10 protein-coding genes are annotated in these 16,303 nt (G+C 59.3%); 6 read left to right on the forward strand and 4 right to left on the reverse strand.

Annotated features, from left to right (window positions below; genetic code table 11):
* Positions 1–167: 167 nt before the first annotated feature.
* From DM992_RS37955 to DM992_RS37970, 4 genes are all read right to left on the reverse strand, one after another.
* The gene (locus DM992_RS37955; protein ID WP_111021369.1) at positions 168–1,214 is read right to left on the reverse strand and encodes an acyltransferase; all 1,047 of its coding nucleotides are present in this window, start codon (positions 1,212–1,214) and stop codon (positions 168–170) included.
* 326 nt (positions 1,215–1,540) lie between these two features.
* Complete coding sequence (locus DM992_RS37960) at positions 1,541–2,989, reverse strand: hypothetical protein (RefSeq protein ID WP_239511489.1); 1,449 nt, start codon at positions 2,987–2,989, stop codon at positions 1,541–1,543.
* A 406-nt stretch (positions 2,990–3,395) separates the two neighbouring features.
* Complete coding sequence (locus DM992_RS37965) at positions 3,396–4,574, reverse strand: polysaccharide biosynthesis/export family protein (protein ID WP_111021370.1); 1,179 nt, start codon at positions 4,572–4,574, stop codon at positions 3,396–3,398.
* Between the two features lie 274 nt (positions 4,575–4,848).
* Positions 4,849–5,805 carry a helix-turn-helix domain-containing protein gene (locus DM992_RS37970; protein ID WP_162631836.1) on the reverse strand — a complete coding sequence of 319 codons (957 nt, stop codon included), beginning with the start codon at positions 5,803–5,805 and terminating at the stop codon, positions 4,849–4,851.
* A gap of 946 nt (positions 5,806–6,751) precedes the next feature.
* Between DM992_RS37970 and DM992_RS37975 the strand changes: the two genes are divergently transcribed.
* From DM992_RS37975 to DM992_RS37995, 6 genes are all read left to right on the forward strand, one after another.
* Positions 6,752–8,287, forward strand: coding sequence for a mannose-1-phosphate guanylyltransferase/mannose-6-phosphate isomerase (locus DM992_RS37975; RefSeq protein WP_111021372.1), 1,536 nt, complete (start codon positions 6,752–6,754; stop codon positions 8,285–8,287).
* Positions 8,284–8,454, forward strand: a complete 171-nt coding sequence (locus DM992_RS42090) for a hypothetical protein (RefSeq protein WP_162631837.1) — start codon at positions 8,284–8,286, stop codon at positions 8,452–8,454. The genes DM992_RS37975 and DM992_RS42090 overlap by 4 nt, the downstream gene beginning before the upstream one ends.
* Before the next feature lie 33 nt (positions 8,455–8,487).
* On the forward strand, positions 8,488–10,821 hold the full coding sequence (locus DM992_RS37980) for a polysaccharide biosynthesis tyrosine autokinase (protein ID WP_111021373.1): 2,334 nt from the start codon (positions 8,488–8,490) through the stop codon (positions 10,819–10,821).
* Between the two features lie 505 nt (positions 10,822–11,326).
* Positions 11,327–12,445 carry an ATP-grasp fold amidoligase family protein gene (locus tag DM992_RS37985; protein ID WP_343212481.1) on the forward strand — a complete coding sequence of 373 codons (1,119 nt, stop codon included), beginning with the start codon at positions 11,327–11,329 and terminating at the stop codon, positions 12,443–12,445.
* A gap of 889 nt (positions 12,446–13,334) precedes the next feature.
* Complete coding sequence (locus tag DM992_RS37990; RefSeq protein WP_239511542.1) at positions 13,335–14,279, forward strand: ATP-grasp fold amidoligase family protein; 945 nt, start codon at positions 13,335–13,337, stop codon at positions 14,277–14,279.
* Between the two features lie 9 nt (positions 14,280–14,288).
* Positions 14,289–15,044 (forward strand): DUF6875 domain-containing protein, encoded by a 756-nt coding sequence (locus DM992_RS37995; protein WP_111021375.1) that lies wholly within the window; start codon positions 14,289–14,291, stop codon positions 15,042–15,044.
* Positions 15,045–16,303 lie beyond the last annotated feature (1,259 nt).

Consider the following 16,303-nt stretch of genomic DNA (forward strand, 5'->3'; position numbering starts at 1 on the left):
TTGAAAAGGACGTACTTCGTCATTGCCCGCTTTTGGCGGGCGAACCCGATGGGCTCCCGGATCCAATGCGCATCTGAAAACGGACTGCCGCGCTCCAACGTTGCCGCGACACATGGCAGTTGCACCAGGGTTGGGGGGAGTGATTGACGATCAACCAGAGAGCCGTGTCAGTCGACAACTCCCACCGGCGTCGCAGGCCCGGCAGGCCTTCGGTCGGGGAACCACTTGCGAACGGAGCGTTTTGCCGCAGCGTGCATCGGCTTGTCAACGAATGCATACAGTGCCGCACCGGCGCCCAGAGCAAAGACAAACGTGAAGGTTGCGCCTGTTGCGGAGGTGATGGTCATTCCGTGAAATACAACCGGAAACACTTTTCGAAATCCCTCCACCACATAGGGGTGGCTAAGATACGTTGCATAGCTCGCATCGCCCAGGAAAATAATCAACCTGGAAAGCCGGCCATTTGAAAACCACGATTCCAGGCTGGTGGCCAAAACAACAATTGTAAACGACGGGATTCCATTTCTGACAATCGGGCTGAATGGGGCATGAATCCACTCGAAGTACGCCATCAGAGAATATGAAGCAATTATTGCCGCGGCAGCTATGACCGGATTGACCTTGCAGCCTCTCCGGAAAAATTCCCACGCGAACATGCCTATCACGAACTCCAGCATGCGCTCCGACGAATAGAACGTCGCTGCGGTGGACAAATTTGCTGAAGTGCGGCACAGTTCGTAAATTAAAAATACAAGGCCGGCAACAATAAATGTCCTGCTTTTCTTTGCAAGCAGGGCCACTGACGCAATGACATAAAAAACTATTTCGTAGTTCAAGGTCCAGCCGACGAATAGTAGCGGATGGACGAGGCCACTCGGTTTCTTGTATGGGACAAAGAATAACGACATTAGAAGGTCAGGTAGCCCGCCGCTTGCCGAATTCAATAGACTCGGCCGGACGATGGCGATGGCAAATACCAGCAGCGTGAGAAGCCAGTATAGCGGGGCGATCCGGGCGATTCGCGAGGCCAGAAAGAATGACGGCGATTGCGTCCCGGTGTTGACGACCAATGCGATAACGAATCCGCTTATCACAAAAAAAATGTCAACGGCAAACTCTCCAAATGCATTTCCCGTTGGGGACATGATATGGAAGTAAACAACAGTGGATGCTGCGACGGCGCGAAGGGCAGTGAGTGATCTAATGTTGTCCATGTCGTTACCGACAACGAATGAATTCGTTACCCGCCAGACCGGAATGCCGGTCTGGGCCGTCGAGACTTGAATATTTCACCGTTGGCCTCAGCAGTGTGATGGCGCCAACATAACGCCGACAATCTGGATCGATTGAAGGTGGTCGTGAAATTCCGAGATTTTGACGCATTTTTACGATCAGCTCCATGGGCCGAATATCATTTGACTGATACAGCGGGAAATGTCGGCGGACCGATTTCGCCCCAGGCAAGCACGATCGAAAGACGACAGCCCCCGGTAAGCCAGCGAATCGTTACGCATACGCGACCAACGAATATTCTGGCAACTTAAGCCGTAATGGGCCCGACGACCAGATAGGCAAGATGTAGTTGCGGCATGCCTCCCTGTGAGGTTCCGTTGGGCAGGTCCGGAACCCTGAAGGATATCGACAGACGGTCGGCGCTCAACTTCGTCCTGACCGCATCGGGCGGCTCGGGGCGGCCAGTGAGTGCATCAACGAACGACACCTCGAACCGATCCTTCGGCAGTTGGCGGACTCCGCGCAGGTCGATTGATCGCCAGCCCGGCTCGGACTTGATCTGTAGCACGACGTTGTCACCCGCACAAAGAGCGAGCCCGGTCACTTTGGGTCCGAATTCGGTGCCGCCTCCGAATGACCGAAGCGCCCCGGAAACGGTCCGATGAAGCACGACCAGTGACAATCCTGAGACGTTGTAGCCACGAGGGTTGCCGCGATGGGTCAGATGGAACGACTCGTTGCCCTCCCAGTGGTAGACCATCGAAACATACTTGTCAGGCTGGCTCCAATTGTGCTCGAGTGCCCAGACAGCAAAGTGGAAGTAGTAGGTTGGCAGATAATGCGGGTCGATCATGTACCGATCGCCGATCTCCGTTTGCCAGATCCCCATTACTTTCCCATCCTCGACATATCGGTCATAGAGGATGGTGAGCGCATCGATTCCCAGGTAGTGAGTATCGAGGTAGTCCACCCAATCGATCATGCGTGCGTTGAACAACGGACTCCTGTACTCGAGCCATTCCACAAAGTTTTCGATTCCGCCTTGGTCTGGCCACCCGCCATAGACCACAAACGCACCATGCTTCTTGATGATGCGCGCCGCAGGAATGTGGATGCGCTCTACGTAGTCCCGCATGGCAAAGTCATACGGCTTCGCGAGCCGAGGATCGGCGTTGAAGCCCGGACCATGCCAGAAGCTCGATTGAGGCTGTCCGCCGGACATCTTCCCTCCGGCTTCGTTCCAGATCTGGAAATGTGTGATGTTGTATGGCGGTGCGGCATATAGTTTGACGGCCGCCTCAACGTAGCGCTCCCAGGCTGTGACGTCCTTGGGCGCCGATTTGCTGTCGCCGGGCAGACTCGCGTTCCAGAGTGGCGTGTAGCCCAGCATCAAGAGCGTCTTGATGCCGCCGCGCTTTTCGCGGAGCAGACCGACCGACAGATCGGCGTCGTAGGCTGGGCCAGTTTTGTCGATGTTCATCAAGGAATCGGCTGAATAACGCTGACCGGGACGGACGGAACTGCGTGCCCAGCTAAGCCCCATGTTTTGCCACATCATGACGTCGTATTGCGTTCCCGGGCCGCCGTTGGCTCCGATCAGTTGTGTGATACTGCGCTGGCTGGGGGGGCGGCGCACCGTCCGTGCCGGTGCGGGTTTGGTCGCGGCGGACGCGCCATTGAGCAGGGATTCGGTGAACGCCGCAAGCGCGAAGAGTGCGCTGCGGCGACCGCGCGAAGGACCATGTTGCTTTGTCATTGAGCTTCCTTGTGACCGGTATCGGTCGATCCGGGCAACGTCCGCGTTCGACTTCATGCACCGACGAAAACCGCGGTTCGTATCAGGCGTCGTCGCAATCTTGCCGGCAGCGACGGGTACAGCTGCGGTCGGGGCTGGCGCTCAGTTAACGGTCGGCGGATTTGCGTCACGTCAGCGAATTCGTGCCGCGGGACGAATATCGCGGCGGAGTATCTGCGACAGCGCGAAGCTCGCAGCAGACGCCGATTCGACGCGTAATGTCGCCGGGCCGACCGGAAGCTCGAAAGGCATGCCGGCGCACGTTTGAAATCCGCACGTGACGCCGCCGCGTTTGCGCTACCCGCATTCCGCGCTTCCGGACAGCCATGGGCGTTGAGTTCGTCCCAGGACGCCCAGGTATGGCGAATCACTTCGCAACGATCCCGCCCGTGAGACCGGCGTTGATCGCCGGAAGCAACAGGCTTAGCACTCTGTTAAAGCGCACAAGGCCATTGTTGTCGACATAGACGACATCCTTCGACTGGAGATCGAACTGGTTCGCGAGCAGCATAGACACAGGCGAGCTTGCGTCGAGGTGGTAGATCTCCGGCGTGACGCTGGTCTGACGGATCACGTAAAGTTGCTTCGCAGCCGAGGTCGTCGCACTGATGAAGCCTGCCTGATTGAGCGCCTCGCCGAGCGTGAGGCGGCCGTCCTGATCGGGGAGAACGGCCGTCGGCTTGTTGACCTCGCCCATCACGAATGCGGGGTTCTCTCCACGCGTGCTCACACGCAGCACGTCTCCCGGCTTGAGCATGATGTCCGCGGGGTTGTTGCCACGGGCGATCATTTGCGTGATGTTGAGCTCGTACGATTTTCCGTTGCGCGTGATGATCACGTGGCTACGATCGGCGTCGGGACCAAAGCCACCTGCGCGATTGATAGCCTCAGTCAGCGTCATCGGGATGTCGTTAATGGCCTGGGCGCCGGTCGAGCGGACCGCACCGTCCACGTAGATCTGCGAGGCGCGGTAAGAGGCCACGCGAACGGTGACCTCCGGGGCCTGGAACGTGCCGCTGAGCTTCGCGCGGAGCTCGCTCTGAACCTGGTCTGCAGTCTTGCCCGCCGCATGAATCTGCGTTGCGTACGGGAACGTAACGTTTCCTTCGCTGTTGACCACGAATCCGGAGGTCGGGTCTGATGTCTTGGTCGTCTGGGCTTGCTGACCGAGCGCGGCCGCGAGTTCCGGGTGATCCCAGATGACGATCTGGAGGATATCGCCCGGCCCGATTTTGTAGGGGCCTGGTTTTCCGGAGAGTTCGCGATCGCCGGCCGCATCGATGGCGTTCACCTGCGGGGCGCGCATTCGCTGAATCAGCGTCAGATCGATCGGGATGATCGGGATCTGCTGGGTGCTCGTGACGCTTCCATTTTCGGCCGTTGTGACAGGCAGCGTGGGAGGCGTCGCCATGTGCTGGCCGGGGACGATCGAGCACGCGCTGAGCGCCGCGGACACCGTCAGGGCAAGCGCCACTCGCACGTGGGCGTCCCCGCGAATCCGCCTTGTTGAAAGCTTTGTAATCTGAACGTATCTTGTTTCGTTCATGTTTGTATCTCCGGAGCACGGGTCAGCGTGGGGTTCGCATTGGATTTCTCGGCTCGTTGCCGCGGGCGCGTATTGCCGCCGGCCAATGAGTATCGAGACGTTCGCAGGTGTGTGTAAGGAATCCTGGCCCACCAGATGCAATGAGGGTGGGCTTCTATCGAATCGTGGTCCATGGGCCAGGCAGAAGGTCCAGACCTCGCCGGTTCGGCGCAAGCACTGCCGTATGCGGCGCGGGCGTCAGAAGGTCTCGACGTACGTTGGCTGCTTCACGCGACTACTGGTCACGGGAAAGCTTCCGGTAGGTGGTAGGCGACACGCCGTAGCGTTTGCGAAAGAGCCGTCCCAGCCTGTCGCCGTTACCCATGCCGCAGTGACGCGCAATCTTGTCGACGGGAAGCGTCGTATTGACCAGCATCGCGCAAATGGCCTCGAAGCGAAGCTGCATCAGATATTCGAGCGGCGTGACGCCGAACTCGGTCTTGAAGCGGCGCAAATAGTTTCGCACGCTCATTGCGGCCACCACGGCGGCGTCGGACACCGAAATGTCGCGGTCGAAATTCTCGCGTATCCAACGTGCCGACTCGTGAAGTTTGTCGGTTGCGGTGTTCATGCCGTGCGAGTTGCTCCTCGAATTGCCGGTCCAGACGATAGGCGGCTGCAGGCTGCCCGCGATCCGCGTGGACATTTCCTCGCCATGATCCTCGGCGATCTGCGAGAGCGCCATTTGTGCAGCCTTTTGATCGAGTGTCCAGGAGGTGCCGTTCCCGGATCCGACCCAGTAAACCGGCACTGTACGTGGCCGCGAATGGGGCAACAGAACGTCGAAACGCGGCGCGAGCCCGTGTCGACGTTGCGGTGCGTTGTCTGCGCCGGCGAGCCAAGCGGTAAGTTGTGCGTCGAAACCCGATTTGACCCGGACATCGTTGCTCGCGACGAACAGCGCATGAAAGTCGCCAACCTGATACGCAGCCAGGGGTTTTGTCATCACGCCGATCGACGAGGAACTGGATACCGGGCCACCGAGCTTCGACAGTATCGTAATTCTATAAAGGGGTTCGTTGGCGGCAAATCGCAACGTCGCATTGGCCAGGTGGAAGATTTCGTTGATGACGCTCGCCGTCACCAAATAGTGGCCATCGAAAATGAGTATTCCAATATTGCGGACCTCGGTTGTCTCGTTCACTTGCCGCTGCATCATGACTTTACTTGTAAATGCTGTTGCGCGTTCCACGAAAGATCTCCCAGGCTGGCCATAGTTTATATTGCGCTGCGTCATCAGAAATTGTCGACTTGGTTGTCCTTTACATCAGGAAACCTGTCCGAAAATTACGTGGAGTTGGCGTGATCGGTTGAGTAAAACATTCGGTATCAGGCGTCTACGATTACCCACGCAATACGCAATCATCAGACGAATTGATCGATAAATGAATGGACTTGGGGCGGTATTGCATGGGCGGGATTACATTTTGAAACAAATGCTTATCGCCACGCGTAGGTTATGCCGTTCGGACTGGATAAATCGTGCCTGAAGATTTGTAGACTCGCAATCTTCACATTGTGCGATGTTACGTTTGAGCGGAAATGCCTGGGCGCTTTGGAGGAATCGCGCGGACTGCCGATTCCTAGAAGTATCAACGTAACCGCCAATAGATGCTTGTGGCCGTTCCCTCATGCCCGCTGCATAAAAGATGTAGGTGCAAGGGCTTTGATAAATTGATGGAGATAAAATAGTTGCATTGTCGTTTTTGATCGTATAGAGGTGCGGCATGTGGCAACCCATTTGCCCGGGCGACTTTGCTGCGGCAATGGCATTTTTGACTCATTGATTTGGCCAGATTCTACTTCGTCAATCGTTTGCGTTTGCGCAGGCGGAGAATATGTTTTGAAAAATTTTGACTTGGCGGATCCGGACAGGATTTCGATTGATCCTCTTTAATCGAATCCTGCTGAAAGCGACAATAGTTCGGGATTTTAGGACCCACCTGCGTGATTCGTCTCGCGGACTCACTACGCTTCACCGCAGCATGAAACTAATGCCTCCGCCGTTCGCGGCGAAAGTGACGGGTGTGTGACCGGCAGGAAAGCCATGATCGGCCTGAGGCTGCGGTTGCCACGCTCGAGCCGCACGCCGCGCATGCCGGTTAGCGGTGTTCATCCATTACACGGGGAACAGCCGGATGAAATTACCTGCCGAAGTCAATGATCTGTCACTGCCAATCGAACCGGCAGCGGATGCCCGCGTTTCCAGCCAGGTGGAGGCGCAGCCCGCATTGCGCGCACGCGCCGTGGTGCTGGCGGGCGGGTCGGGTACACGGCTATGGCCTGTATCGCGCAGGCATTTCCCGAAACAGCTTGTCGACGTACTTGGCACCGGGTCGCTGCTGCAGATGACAGCCGGGCGCCTCGCACCGCTGGCTGGTGAAAGGGGCTTGCTCGATGAGGCGCCGATCGTCGTGTGCGGCGCCGCGCACAGCGTGATGAGCGCGAAACAGCTGGAAGAGCTTGGCGTCAAGGCGCGCTTCATTGTCGAGCCGAGCGGGCGCAATACGGCTCCGGCGCTGTCGCTCGCCGCGATGCACGCGCTTGCCGAAGGCGGCGATGGTGTGCTCGTTGCAGTGCCGGCCGACCATATGATTGGTGACACGTCAGAGTTCGAGCGTGCCGTCACGGCCGCAGTGCGGTTCGCTGAGTGTGGCGCAATTGTCACACTGGGTGTTCTTCCCACGCGCGCCGAAACAGGATTCGGCTACATCGAAGCCGGTGCGCTGATCGATGGCACGGCAAGCGAAATCGGGCGCTTTGTCGAAAAGCCTGACGTCGAAACCGCCCGGGCGTATGTCGCGTCCGGCCGTTATTACTGGAACAGCGGGGTTTTCGTCGTACGCGCCAGCGTCTGGCTTTCGCTGCTGCGGCAGATGCAGCCGGCGATTCACGCGGCTTGCGCGCAAGCCTACGAGCTCGGTGAGAATGCCGGCGCGTTTTTCAGGCCGCATGAACCGTCGTTCAACCGCATGCCGGCCGATTCGATCGACTATGCGGTCATGGAAAACCTCGCGCGTGACAGCAACGTGCCGGGCGTGGTTGTCCCGCTGGAGTCTTCGTGGTCCGATCTCGGCTCGTGGGAGGCGGTCTGGGACGCGCTCGACAAGGATTCGCACGGCAATGCATCTTCCGGCCGGGTGCTCATGGAGGATGCGCAATCGTGCTACGTGCGCTCCGAGAATCGGCTTGTTACGTGCATCGGCGTTTCGAACCTCGTGGTGATTGAGACGGCCGATGCCGTCCTGGTGGCCGAGCGATCGCGAACCCAGGATGTCAAACGCGTCGTCGATCACATTACCCGGCGGAACGATCCCGAAGCGCATTCGCACCGGCAGGTGCACCGCCCATGGGGCCACTACGATTCGATCGACAACGGCGAGCGTTTTCAGGTGAAGCGCATCGTCGTGCAGCCGGGGGCGCAGCTGTCGCTTCAGCTTCATCATCATCGGGCGGAGCACTGGATCGTCGTATGTGGCACCGCGCGTGTCACGCGTGGCGACGAGGTTTTCCTGCTCGGAGAAAACCAGTCGACCTATATTCCGCTGGGCGTGCGACACCGGCTCGAAAATCCGGGCAAGTTGCCGCTCGAGCTCATTGAAGTGCAGTCCGGCTCGTATCTCGGCGAGGACGATATTGTCCGCTTTGAGGACGTTTATGGGCGGGTTGGGTGAGCCGCTGCCAACCCTGTGTGACGCGTTTGCGGAATGCGGCTGTCGTCGCCGAGGCGGTGCGGTGGAAGTCCGTTGCGGCACAGGCATTCGATTTCAAGCAATGGCTCGACATGGCCGAAGTCGCCATGCAGGCACAAGAAGCGAAATCTGGCGTGACGGTGCGCTAGGCGCATACAAGACCACTTTATGATAATTCGAGGATGACCCCGGTGAACCACTTGACCTTCAACTCGATCCCGGCGCAGCGGGGTGGCGAGCGCGGCCAGCTTTCGGGGCGGGAACTGCTCAGACTGATGCGCACCCACTGGGTGGAGATCGTTGGCATTGCCGCATTCATAGCGGTGCTGTCGGTCACCTATGTATTGCTCGCGACGCCCATTTATTCGGCGGATGTGCTTGTGCGAGTGGACCCGCCGGACCCGAACGAGTTTGGCCTTTCTTCGCAGACCCGCGAGACGCCGCCGCCGATGCCTTCACCCGATGCCGAAATGGCAGTGATGACGAGCCGCTCGGTGCTCGGGCCGGTGATCAAGCGCTACCGGTTCGACATCTCGGTGACGCCGCAGTCGGTGCCCGTCCTCGGTGCGATTGCGCAGAAGCTGGCGAGCCCGGGGCAGCCCGCGGCGCCCTGGCTCGGCCTTCGCTCGTTTGCGTGGGGAGGCGAGCAGGTGCACGTGACATCGCTCGAGGTGCCCCGCGCGCTCGAAGAGGAGAAGCTGACGCTGGTTGCGCGCGACAATGGCCGATACGAGCTGTTCGGACCGTCCGGCGAGCCGCTGCTCTCCGGAAAGGTGGGCGAAACCGCCAGTTCGCGCGGTGTCTCGATGCAAATCGGCGAGCTCGTCGCGCGGCCAGGCACGAAGTTCGAAGTGATTCGCTGGAACGGGCTCGACGCTGTGACGCGTTTCACGAAATCCGTGAAGATTACCGACCGCGCGAAGGGCACCGGGCTCGTCGAGATCACTTATCTGGACGAGCATCCGACGCGGGCCGTCGATGTTGCCAACGCGATTTCTGAGCAGTACATCGCATACGCAGTGGCGACCCGTCAGCGCACGGACAGTGCGACGCTCGAATTCATCACGAAAGAGCTGCCGAGGCTGCGAGCCGAGCTGCTGCGCAGCGAGCGGGCACTCGCCGACTATCAGGCATCGGCGCAGTCGATGCAGCCGACAACGGAATCGCAGGCGTATTTGCAGGGCGGCATCGAGTTCGACAGGCAGATTGCGTCGCTTCAGATCCAGCGCACCCAGTTGCTGGAGCGCTATACGCCGGGCAGCCGATGGGTGACCAGCGTGGATACGCAGCTCAAGCAGCTCAATGCGGCAAAGAGCGCGTTCGACGCGCGCTTCGCGAGCATGCCCGTATCCGAGCGGCGCAATGCCGACCTGGCGCGCGACGCGAAGGTGGCCGAAGCGGTGTATCTCGGCATGGTGCAGAAAGCCGAGGAGCTGTCCGTGCGGCGCGCGAGTACGACCGGCGGCGCACACATCGTCGACGAGGCAACCGTGCCGCTTCGCCCCGTCAAGCCGGAAAAGCTGTTGATCATCCCTGGCGGCGTCGTCCTCGGGCTCTTCTGCGGCGTGCTGTCGGTATTTCTCCGCCGTCACGTGATGACGGGCGTAACGGACCCGCTTTATGTCGAGCAGCGGTTGAATATCCCGGTAGTGGGCGAGGTGCTGTTCAGCCGGCAGCAAGCCAGACTCGATCAGGAGATGGAGCCGCCGTTGCATCGCAAGCCGGTTTCCGACGGCGCCGTGGGCATGCTGCAGCGGCCGTCGGCAGCGCAGCATCGCAGCGGATCGGGGCGGCAGAATGCCGTCCAGGCGCACGGCCTCACAAAGGTGCTAGCGGATCGTTTCCCGACCGATCTCGCTGTCGAAGGGTTGCGAGGCGTGCGCACCGCGCTCTCGCGTGACGGCGCACAAGCACCGAACAACGTCGTGATGTTTACCGGTCCGACGCCGGCGGCTGGAAAGAGCTTCGTGGCGGCAAACCTGGCGGTGCTGCATGCGGAGATCGGCGCACGCGTGCTGCTGATCGATGCGGATATGCGTGGCGGGCATCTCGCGCTCAATTTCGGTCAGTCCAACCGGGACGGTCTGAGCGAAGTGCTCAGGGGCCAGAAAGAGCCGCGGGAAGTCATGCGCGAGGTCGGGGTGCAAGGGCTGTGGTTCATCTCGTGCGGCAGTCTGGCGCACGATTCCGCCGCATTGCTGATGAGCCGCCGTTTCAAGGACTTGCTCGATCGCTTCAGCGCGGAATTCGACCTCGTCGTGATCGATACGCCGCCGCATCTGATGGTGACCGATGCCGACATCATAGCGAGCACAGCTGGCGCCACGGTGCTCGTGCTGCGTTCGGGGACGCAGAGCGAGGAGGAGATCGCCGATACGGTCAGAAAGCTGGACCGTGCGGGTGCGCGCATCGTTGGGGCGGTCTTCAACGCGATGCCGGCGAGCCGCGGCAACCGTTACTACGGCTACGCTTCGCGCATCGGGTCGGCAGAATCGCTCCGCACGGCGGCATCCTGAGCCGCGACGGGGCAATCACGAGCCGGCGTGCCGGAACCGCAAGAGGCGTGAAGGAGCACCTGCCTTGCGTCGCCCGGTAGCCGGCGACAATGGGGATAGCTTGTATGTCAAAGCAAGGCGATGTCCCGTCCGGTCACCGCCGGACAACGATCGCGCATGACAAGTTGACAGATGCAAACGGGGCCGACAAAGGTGCGAGACGTATCGATGCGGCTCCGGCGGCGCGGATCGTCAAGAGCTACGGTGCACGTTCGGTCTACGGAGGCTGGTCCGACACGGGCAGACCGGATGCTTTCGTTCAGCGGCTCGAATACCGGAGTCGGAAGTTCAAGGCCTGGGTGCCCGCCCGCGGCAGCGATGCGGACACGCGTGATCGGGGTATCAATGTGTGGACGCCATGCCACGCACACCATGTACAGAAAAATATTGCAAGGGGGCTCCGGAAACGGAGATCGGCGGTCGCTTCAAGTCGGGAACCGGCGTCCGCACACTTGACGGAGAGACCGTGAGTAATATCGATAACGAGCAAAATTCGCACCAAAATGAAAATCGGTATACCGGTGCACAGGCGGGGTCGGGGGGGCAGCAAACGCAGGGCCTACATGCGCCGGAAGGCGCAGTGGCGCCGGGCGCGACCGTCCCGGTGCGACCCGAGGCCGACGGGCAGCGTGGTGCCGGGAAGATCCGCGCGTCGATGCGGGCTTACAGGAAATTTCTTCACGGCGTGAAGCATTGCCTCCCTGACTGGGCGTTCCTGATGCTTTCCCATCGCAGGAAGATCGGGCGTTTCCCGAATCTCACGCGCCCGAAGGCATTCAACGAAATGATTCTGATGCGCAGTCTGAACCCGGCGATATGTTGGAGCGAGTTGACGGACAAACTCAGCGTTCGAGAATACGTCAGACGCAAGATTGGCGAGCAGTACCTGATTCCACTTATCGCCGTTCCTGAAGCGTTTACGCGCGAGGTCTTCGACATGCTGCCATCCTCGTTCGTGATGAAGGCGAATCATGGATGCGGGTTCGTCAAGGTAGTGCGGGACAAGAGGAAGACATCGTTCACGGAGCTGAGTGCGCTTGCAGCCCGGTGGATGGCGTCGAATTTTTACCACATCAACCGGGAACGGCACTACCGTGACATCAAACCGCGCATCTACTTCGAAAAGCTGCTGGTCGACTCGAACGACAGGATTCCCGCCGATCTCAAGCTGCACGTGTTCGGGCGCAGGCCAGGCGGACCCGTCATCTACACGATCGTGATTTCGGACCGCTTCGGTGATATCCGCGGCGATGTCTATGATGCTCAATGGAACCGGCTCGATCTGTCGGTAGGCGAATATACGCGTAGCAACGCTCCTGCCCGGCCGCCGGCCAACTGGGACGATGTCGTGAGAGTCGCGACGTTGCTCGCCGAGGATTTCGGGTACCTGCGCGTGGATCTTTATTCGACCGGAAATGAAGTCTATTTCGGCGAACTGACGTTCACGCCCGGTGCAGGTCTGTTCCGCTTCAATCCGGATCGATTTGATTACGATTGGGGCCATCTGTTGCGGGAAACGATGGATGGAATTGAAATAAAAAATTATCAAATCGGTAAATCGCGAACGCGGGGCATGATCGGATAATAAATTGTCTATTTATTTCATGGGAATTGATGTGTTTTCATCGTCGGAAATGGTGTTGAATTCCACGCAGTCTGGCTATCGAAGGTAAATGTGTCGGGTCGCTCGGGGCGGTTGAAAAAGAACGGGCGACTCGAACCTTGACGAGAGGGAACCGTCGCCCCCAAAGGGCATTACTCGATCAGGCGGAGCGCGCAGTTCCGCGGAAAGAGGTCGTCTGGCTCGTTGTGCGCCTCGGGAGCCCGAATGCGTCTGGTTACGCGATATTTGCCGTCGGAGTGGCGTCGAGCATCAATTTTCTGCGACAGTGATTCGTTGCGCGCAATATTGCGATGTCCGCGGTACTTCCCAAAAACGGAAATTCCAGCGATACGCACGATTTTAACGCATCTCGTCCATTTGTAAAAAAATATCATCGGTGGCCGGTAGGCAATTTTGTATATTTTCCTTACCTGTATCGCATGAAAAAGTCAAAATAATATTGAAATTATAAAAATATATAACGCTATGTAATGGCGTAGAAATTTGCCATTATTTCGTGATTTTCGGCTCGCTTCCCGCATTCGACGTCGCGGCGATGGTTACATTCGGAATCAGGCAGATGTCCGAGAGCGGACAGGAATTCCTCATGCGCTCACGGGGCGCATCGTGCTACCCGCCGAACTGACAATTCGGCGACCCGCGGACTCAGGCAGCTGTTTTCCGTCCAGGTTTCCGGGCACACATGGAACATGAGGGAGAAGGTCCGATGACCAGCGTAACAGAAGACGACGCGCAGCCGGTTACCAGCGACATGGTTGACGACAGGGTGACAGCGCGTCCGCGGTTATCCGCTCAAACGTCGGGTGGCTCGGAGAAGTCCGTGATGGCGGCGCGTGGCCGGCCGGGAGGCATGACGCCGAAAACCGTCCGCACGTGGGCGTATGAGAAGGCTGACGGCCTGCTTCGGCGCGCAAAGCCGCTCATGCCAGATTCGCTCTACCTGTGGCTCTCGCACCGAAAAAGAGTCGGACGATTTCCGAACCTCGTCCGGCCCGCGACGTTGAATGAACACCTTCTTCACCGCTGTCTGCATCCGGAACCTCGATGGAGCGAGCTGGCCGACAAGCTCGCCGTGCGCGAATTCGTCAAGGACCGGATCGGCGAGCAGTACCTGATACCGCTGATCGCAGCACCGGAAGAATTCACGAAGAAGGTATTCGATTCGCTGCCGCATGCATTCGTCATGAAAGCAAATCACGGATGCGCATTTGTCGAAATTGTCAGGGACAAATCGAAAACGTCGTTTGAGAACCTGCGGCAGCTCGCGCAAACGTGGCTGGCGACGAATTTTTACCTCGCGTCGCGCGAGAGACACTATCGGTCGATCAAGCCGCGGATTTACTTCGAAGCGCTGCTGCTCGATCGGGCCGGCGATATCCCGGCCGATCTGAAGATGAACATGTTCGGCAGTGGCGTGGATGGTCCGATCATCTACACGGGCGTCATCTCGGACCGCTTCGGGCATCCGCATGGCGATTTCTTCGATGCCCAATGGCGCCGACTGGATCTGGCTCTCGGTGACTACCCACGGAGCGAGACCCCTCCGCCACCACCGGCCAATTGGGAAGAAATTGTCCGTATCGCGAGGTGTCTTGCCGAGGGCCTCGGCTACGTACGTGTCGACCTCTATGCGCCTGACGGTCACGTGTACTTCGGCGAGTTGACCTTTACACCGGGCGCTGGCGTCTTCCCGTTCTATCCGGACCGCTACGATTACGAGTGGGGGCGGCTCTTCGGGAACATGAACGCGGCTGTGCCAGAGGGTAGGCACGGCGCCATGCCGCATCCTGAATGACGGTGAAGAATGAAAGGCGAGACCAAGATCACGTCTGACCACGAACGGGTGAAGCGTGCGATGTCCGAGATCGAGCAATCGATGTGTCTGTCGACGTGCATCGACGCCGTGGCGGCCCCGGACTTGCGGGCGACGTTCATCGCAGGCCTGGAGTGGATACAGCAGTTCGTCATGCGTCCGCATGCCGACCTGGGACGCAAGGGCGTCGTTTGTCCGTTTGCCAGGCCGGCGCATGAGGGGCGCGCGTTGTACCTCTGCGCGTTCGATTGCGCAGCGCTCCCGTTCGACGTGTATCTCGACATCATGATGGGCATGCCGGCCATCTACAGGCGCCTCGCGGCGAGCCGGCCGTTGCCGTCGGATCTGTTCTCGCTCTGCGTGTTTCCGATGAACCTGCATGCGGACGTATGGTACAAGTTCATCGATAGTGCGCACGCACTGCTGAAGCCGGTCTATATGCATGCCGGATTGATGCTCGGTGAATTCCATCCGGCTAGCGCGGTAAGAGGTGTGCGTTCCGCTGCATTCCGGCCCATGCGTGCCGCAGTTCCGCTATTCGTAATCCGCGAGATGTCATTGCACGATGTCCTGTTCATCGACCGCGAGTCGACGCCCCTCGGCATCCGTATTCATGAACTGGAATGCTATCTTCATTGGGTCGGGGATCGCCTGCCGGAAAGTGAAATCGCCTTCCTGATGGAACGTATCGAGCAACGCAAGGCGGAGTTGGTTGACCATCAGAACATGGTGTCGGGAACGATGTAACCGGAGAGAATTCCACATAGGGATTCCATCCGCATATCAAGATAATGAAGTTGCATCCGCAACCGATGCCAGTGCGTCCGCGCTTGGAAACGGCATGCGGACGGCGTGGGGGCAGATATCTGTCAAATCCGCCAACAGTTCGCTGTTTCGTGACTCGGCATGTTGCGAGCGGAATTGGCAGGGTACGCTTTAACCCGCAACAAAGACACGGCGAAGTGCATAGACCAGCACGATCCGTTGACGCAAGCTGTTCCGGGAAAAGAAGAATCGCGCGACTGACGATGGGTCGTTGGCCGCGTAGCGTTCGAATCAATAATCAACAATGGGGTACTTATGCCGCTCATCTTCGTATATATCATTGGGGCGTTGCTTGGTGTCGGTGTGCTCGCCACAACTGTATCGGGCGGCTCGGTCAATTCCGGAAGCTTTGTCTGTCATGTGGCGCATTTCAACAAGTAATACCGCTTCGCGGCTGGCCGTTTTGTCGGGCTAACCATCAGGTATCGATACGTCGAAAAGGCAGGGATGAGGGGTAAGGATCCGGAGCTGATCGCCGCGGTGAGGCGGGCCAATGCGGACGCGTAGCCTGTCTTGGCGCGTGTGATGGCCTGACGCGTTCGGAGTGTGGCGGCGATGAATCTCCAGGTGCTCATATCGACCGTGTCGTCGCTGCCATCCGAATTTTCGGTGCGGATCGCGCCGTCATCGTCACGTTTTCCTGATCGGCGATGAGCCACACGTGGCCGTCGCGTTTGGTGGCGCCGGTGGTGCAGCGGCCGTCGCGATTGCCGGCGAGCGCGTCGACGTTTCCGCCCGCGGCCTGCGGCGATACGGCCGTTCGCGGTCAGCGGGCCCGTTGCATGCGCACTCGGCGCATGGCCACACCTGCGCCGAGTGCCGGCAATGTGAGCGCGGTAAGTGTTGAACGCCTTGTTGCAGGTGAATCGGACCGACAGGTCGGTGTGTGCCCAATGCGCTTCGCGATGCTGAAACAATGCGCTTGCCGCGTACCGGCACAAACCGAAGGCGTTGTTGCTGTCAGCGCAGCGACAACGGCATGTGCGCCGCCTCGTTCATGCCCCGCTCCATGGCGTGCCGTGCGGATACATAGCGGCATGGCTAGCGGCCCGTTCGGTGCGTAGAGGCGGAGCAGCTATTCTGGTGCTCGGTGGCGATTCGCGGAGCAATCTCGGTGTGGGCGGCGAATATGCGTATCGCGCAGACGGTATCGCGGGTGAGGTGCAGAATTGCAAGCGCGA

The sequence above is a fragment of the Burkholderia sp. JP2-270 genome, assembly GCF_003233675.1.
GTDB classification, from domain to species: Bacteria; Pseudomonadota; Gammaproteobacteria; order Burkholderiales; family Burkholderiaceae; genus Burkholderia; species Burkholderia pyrrocinia_C.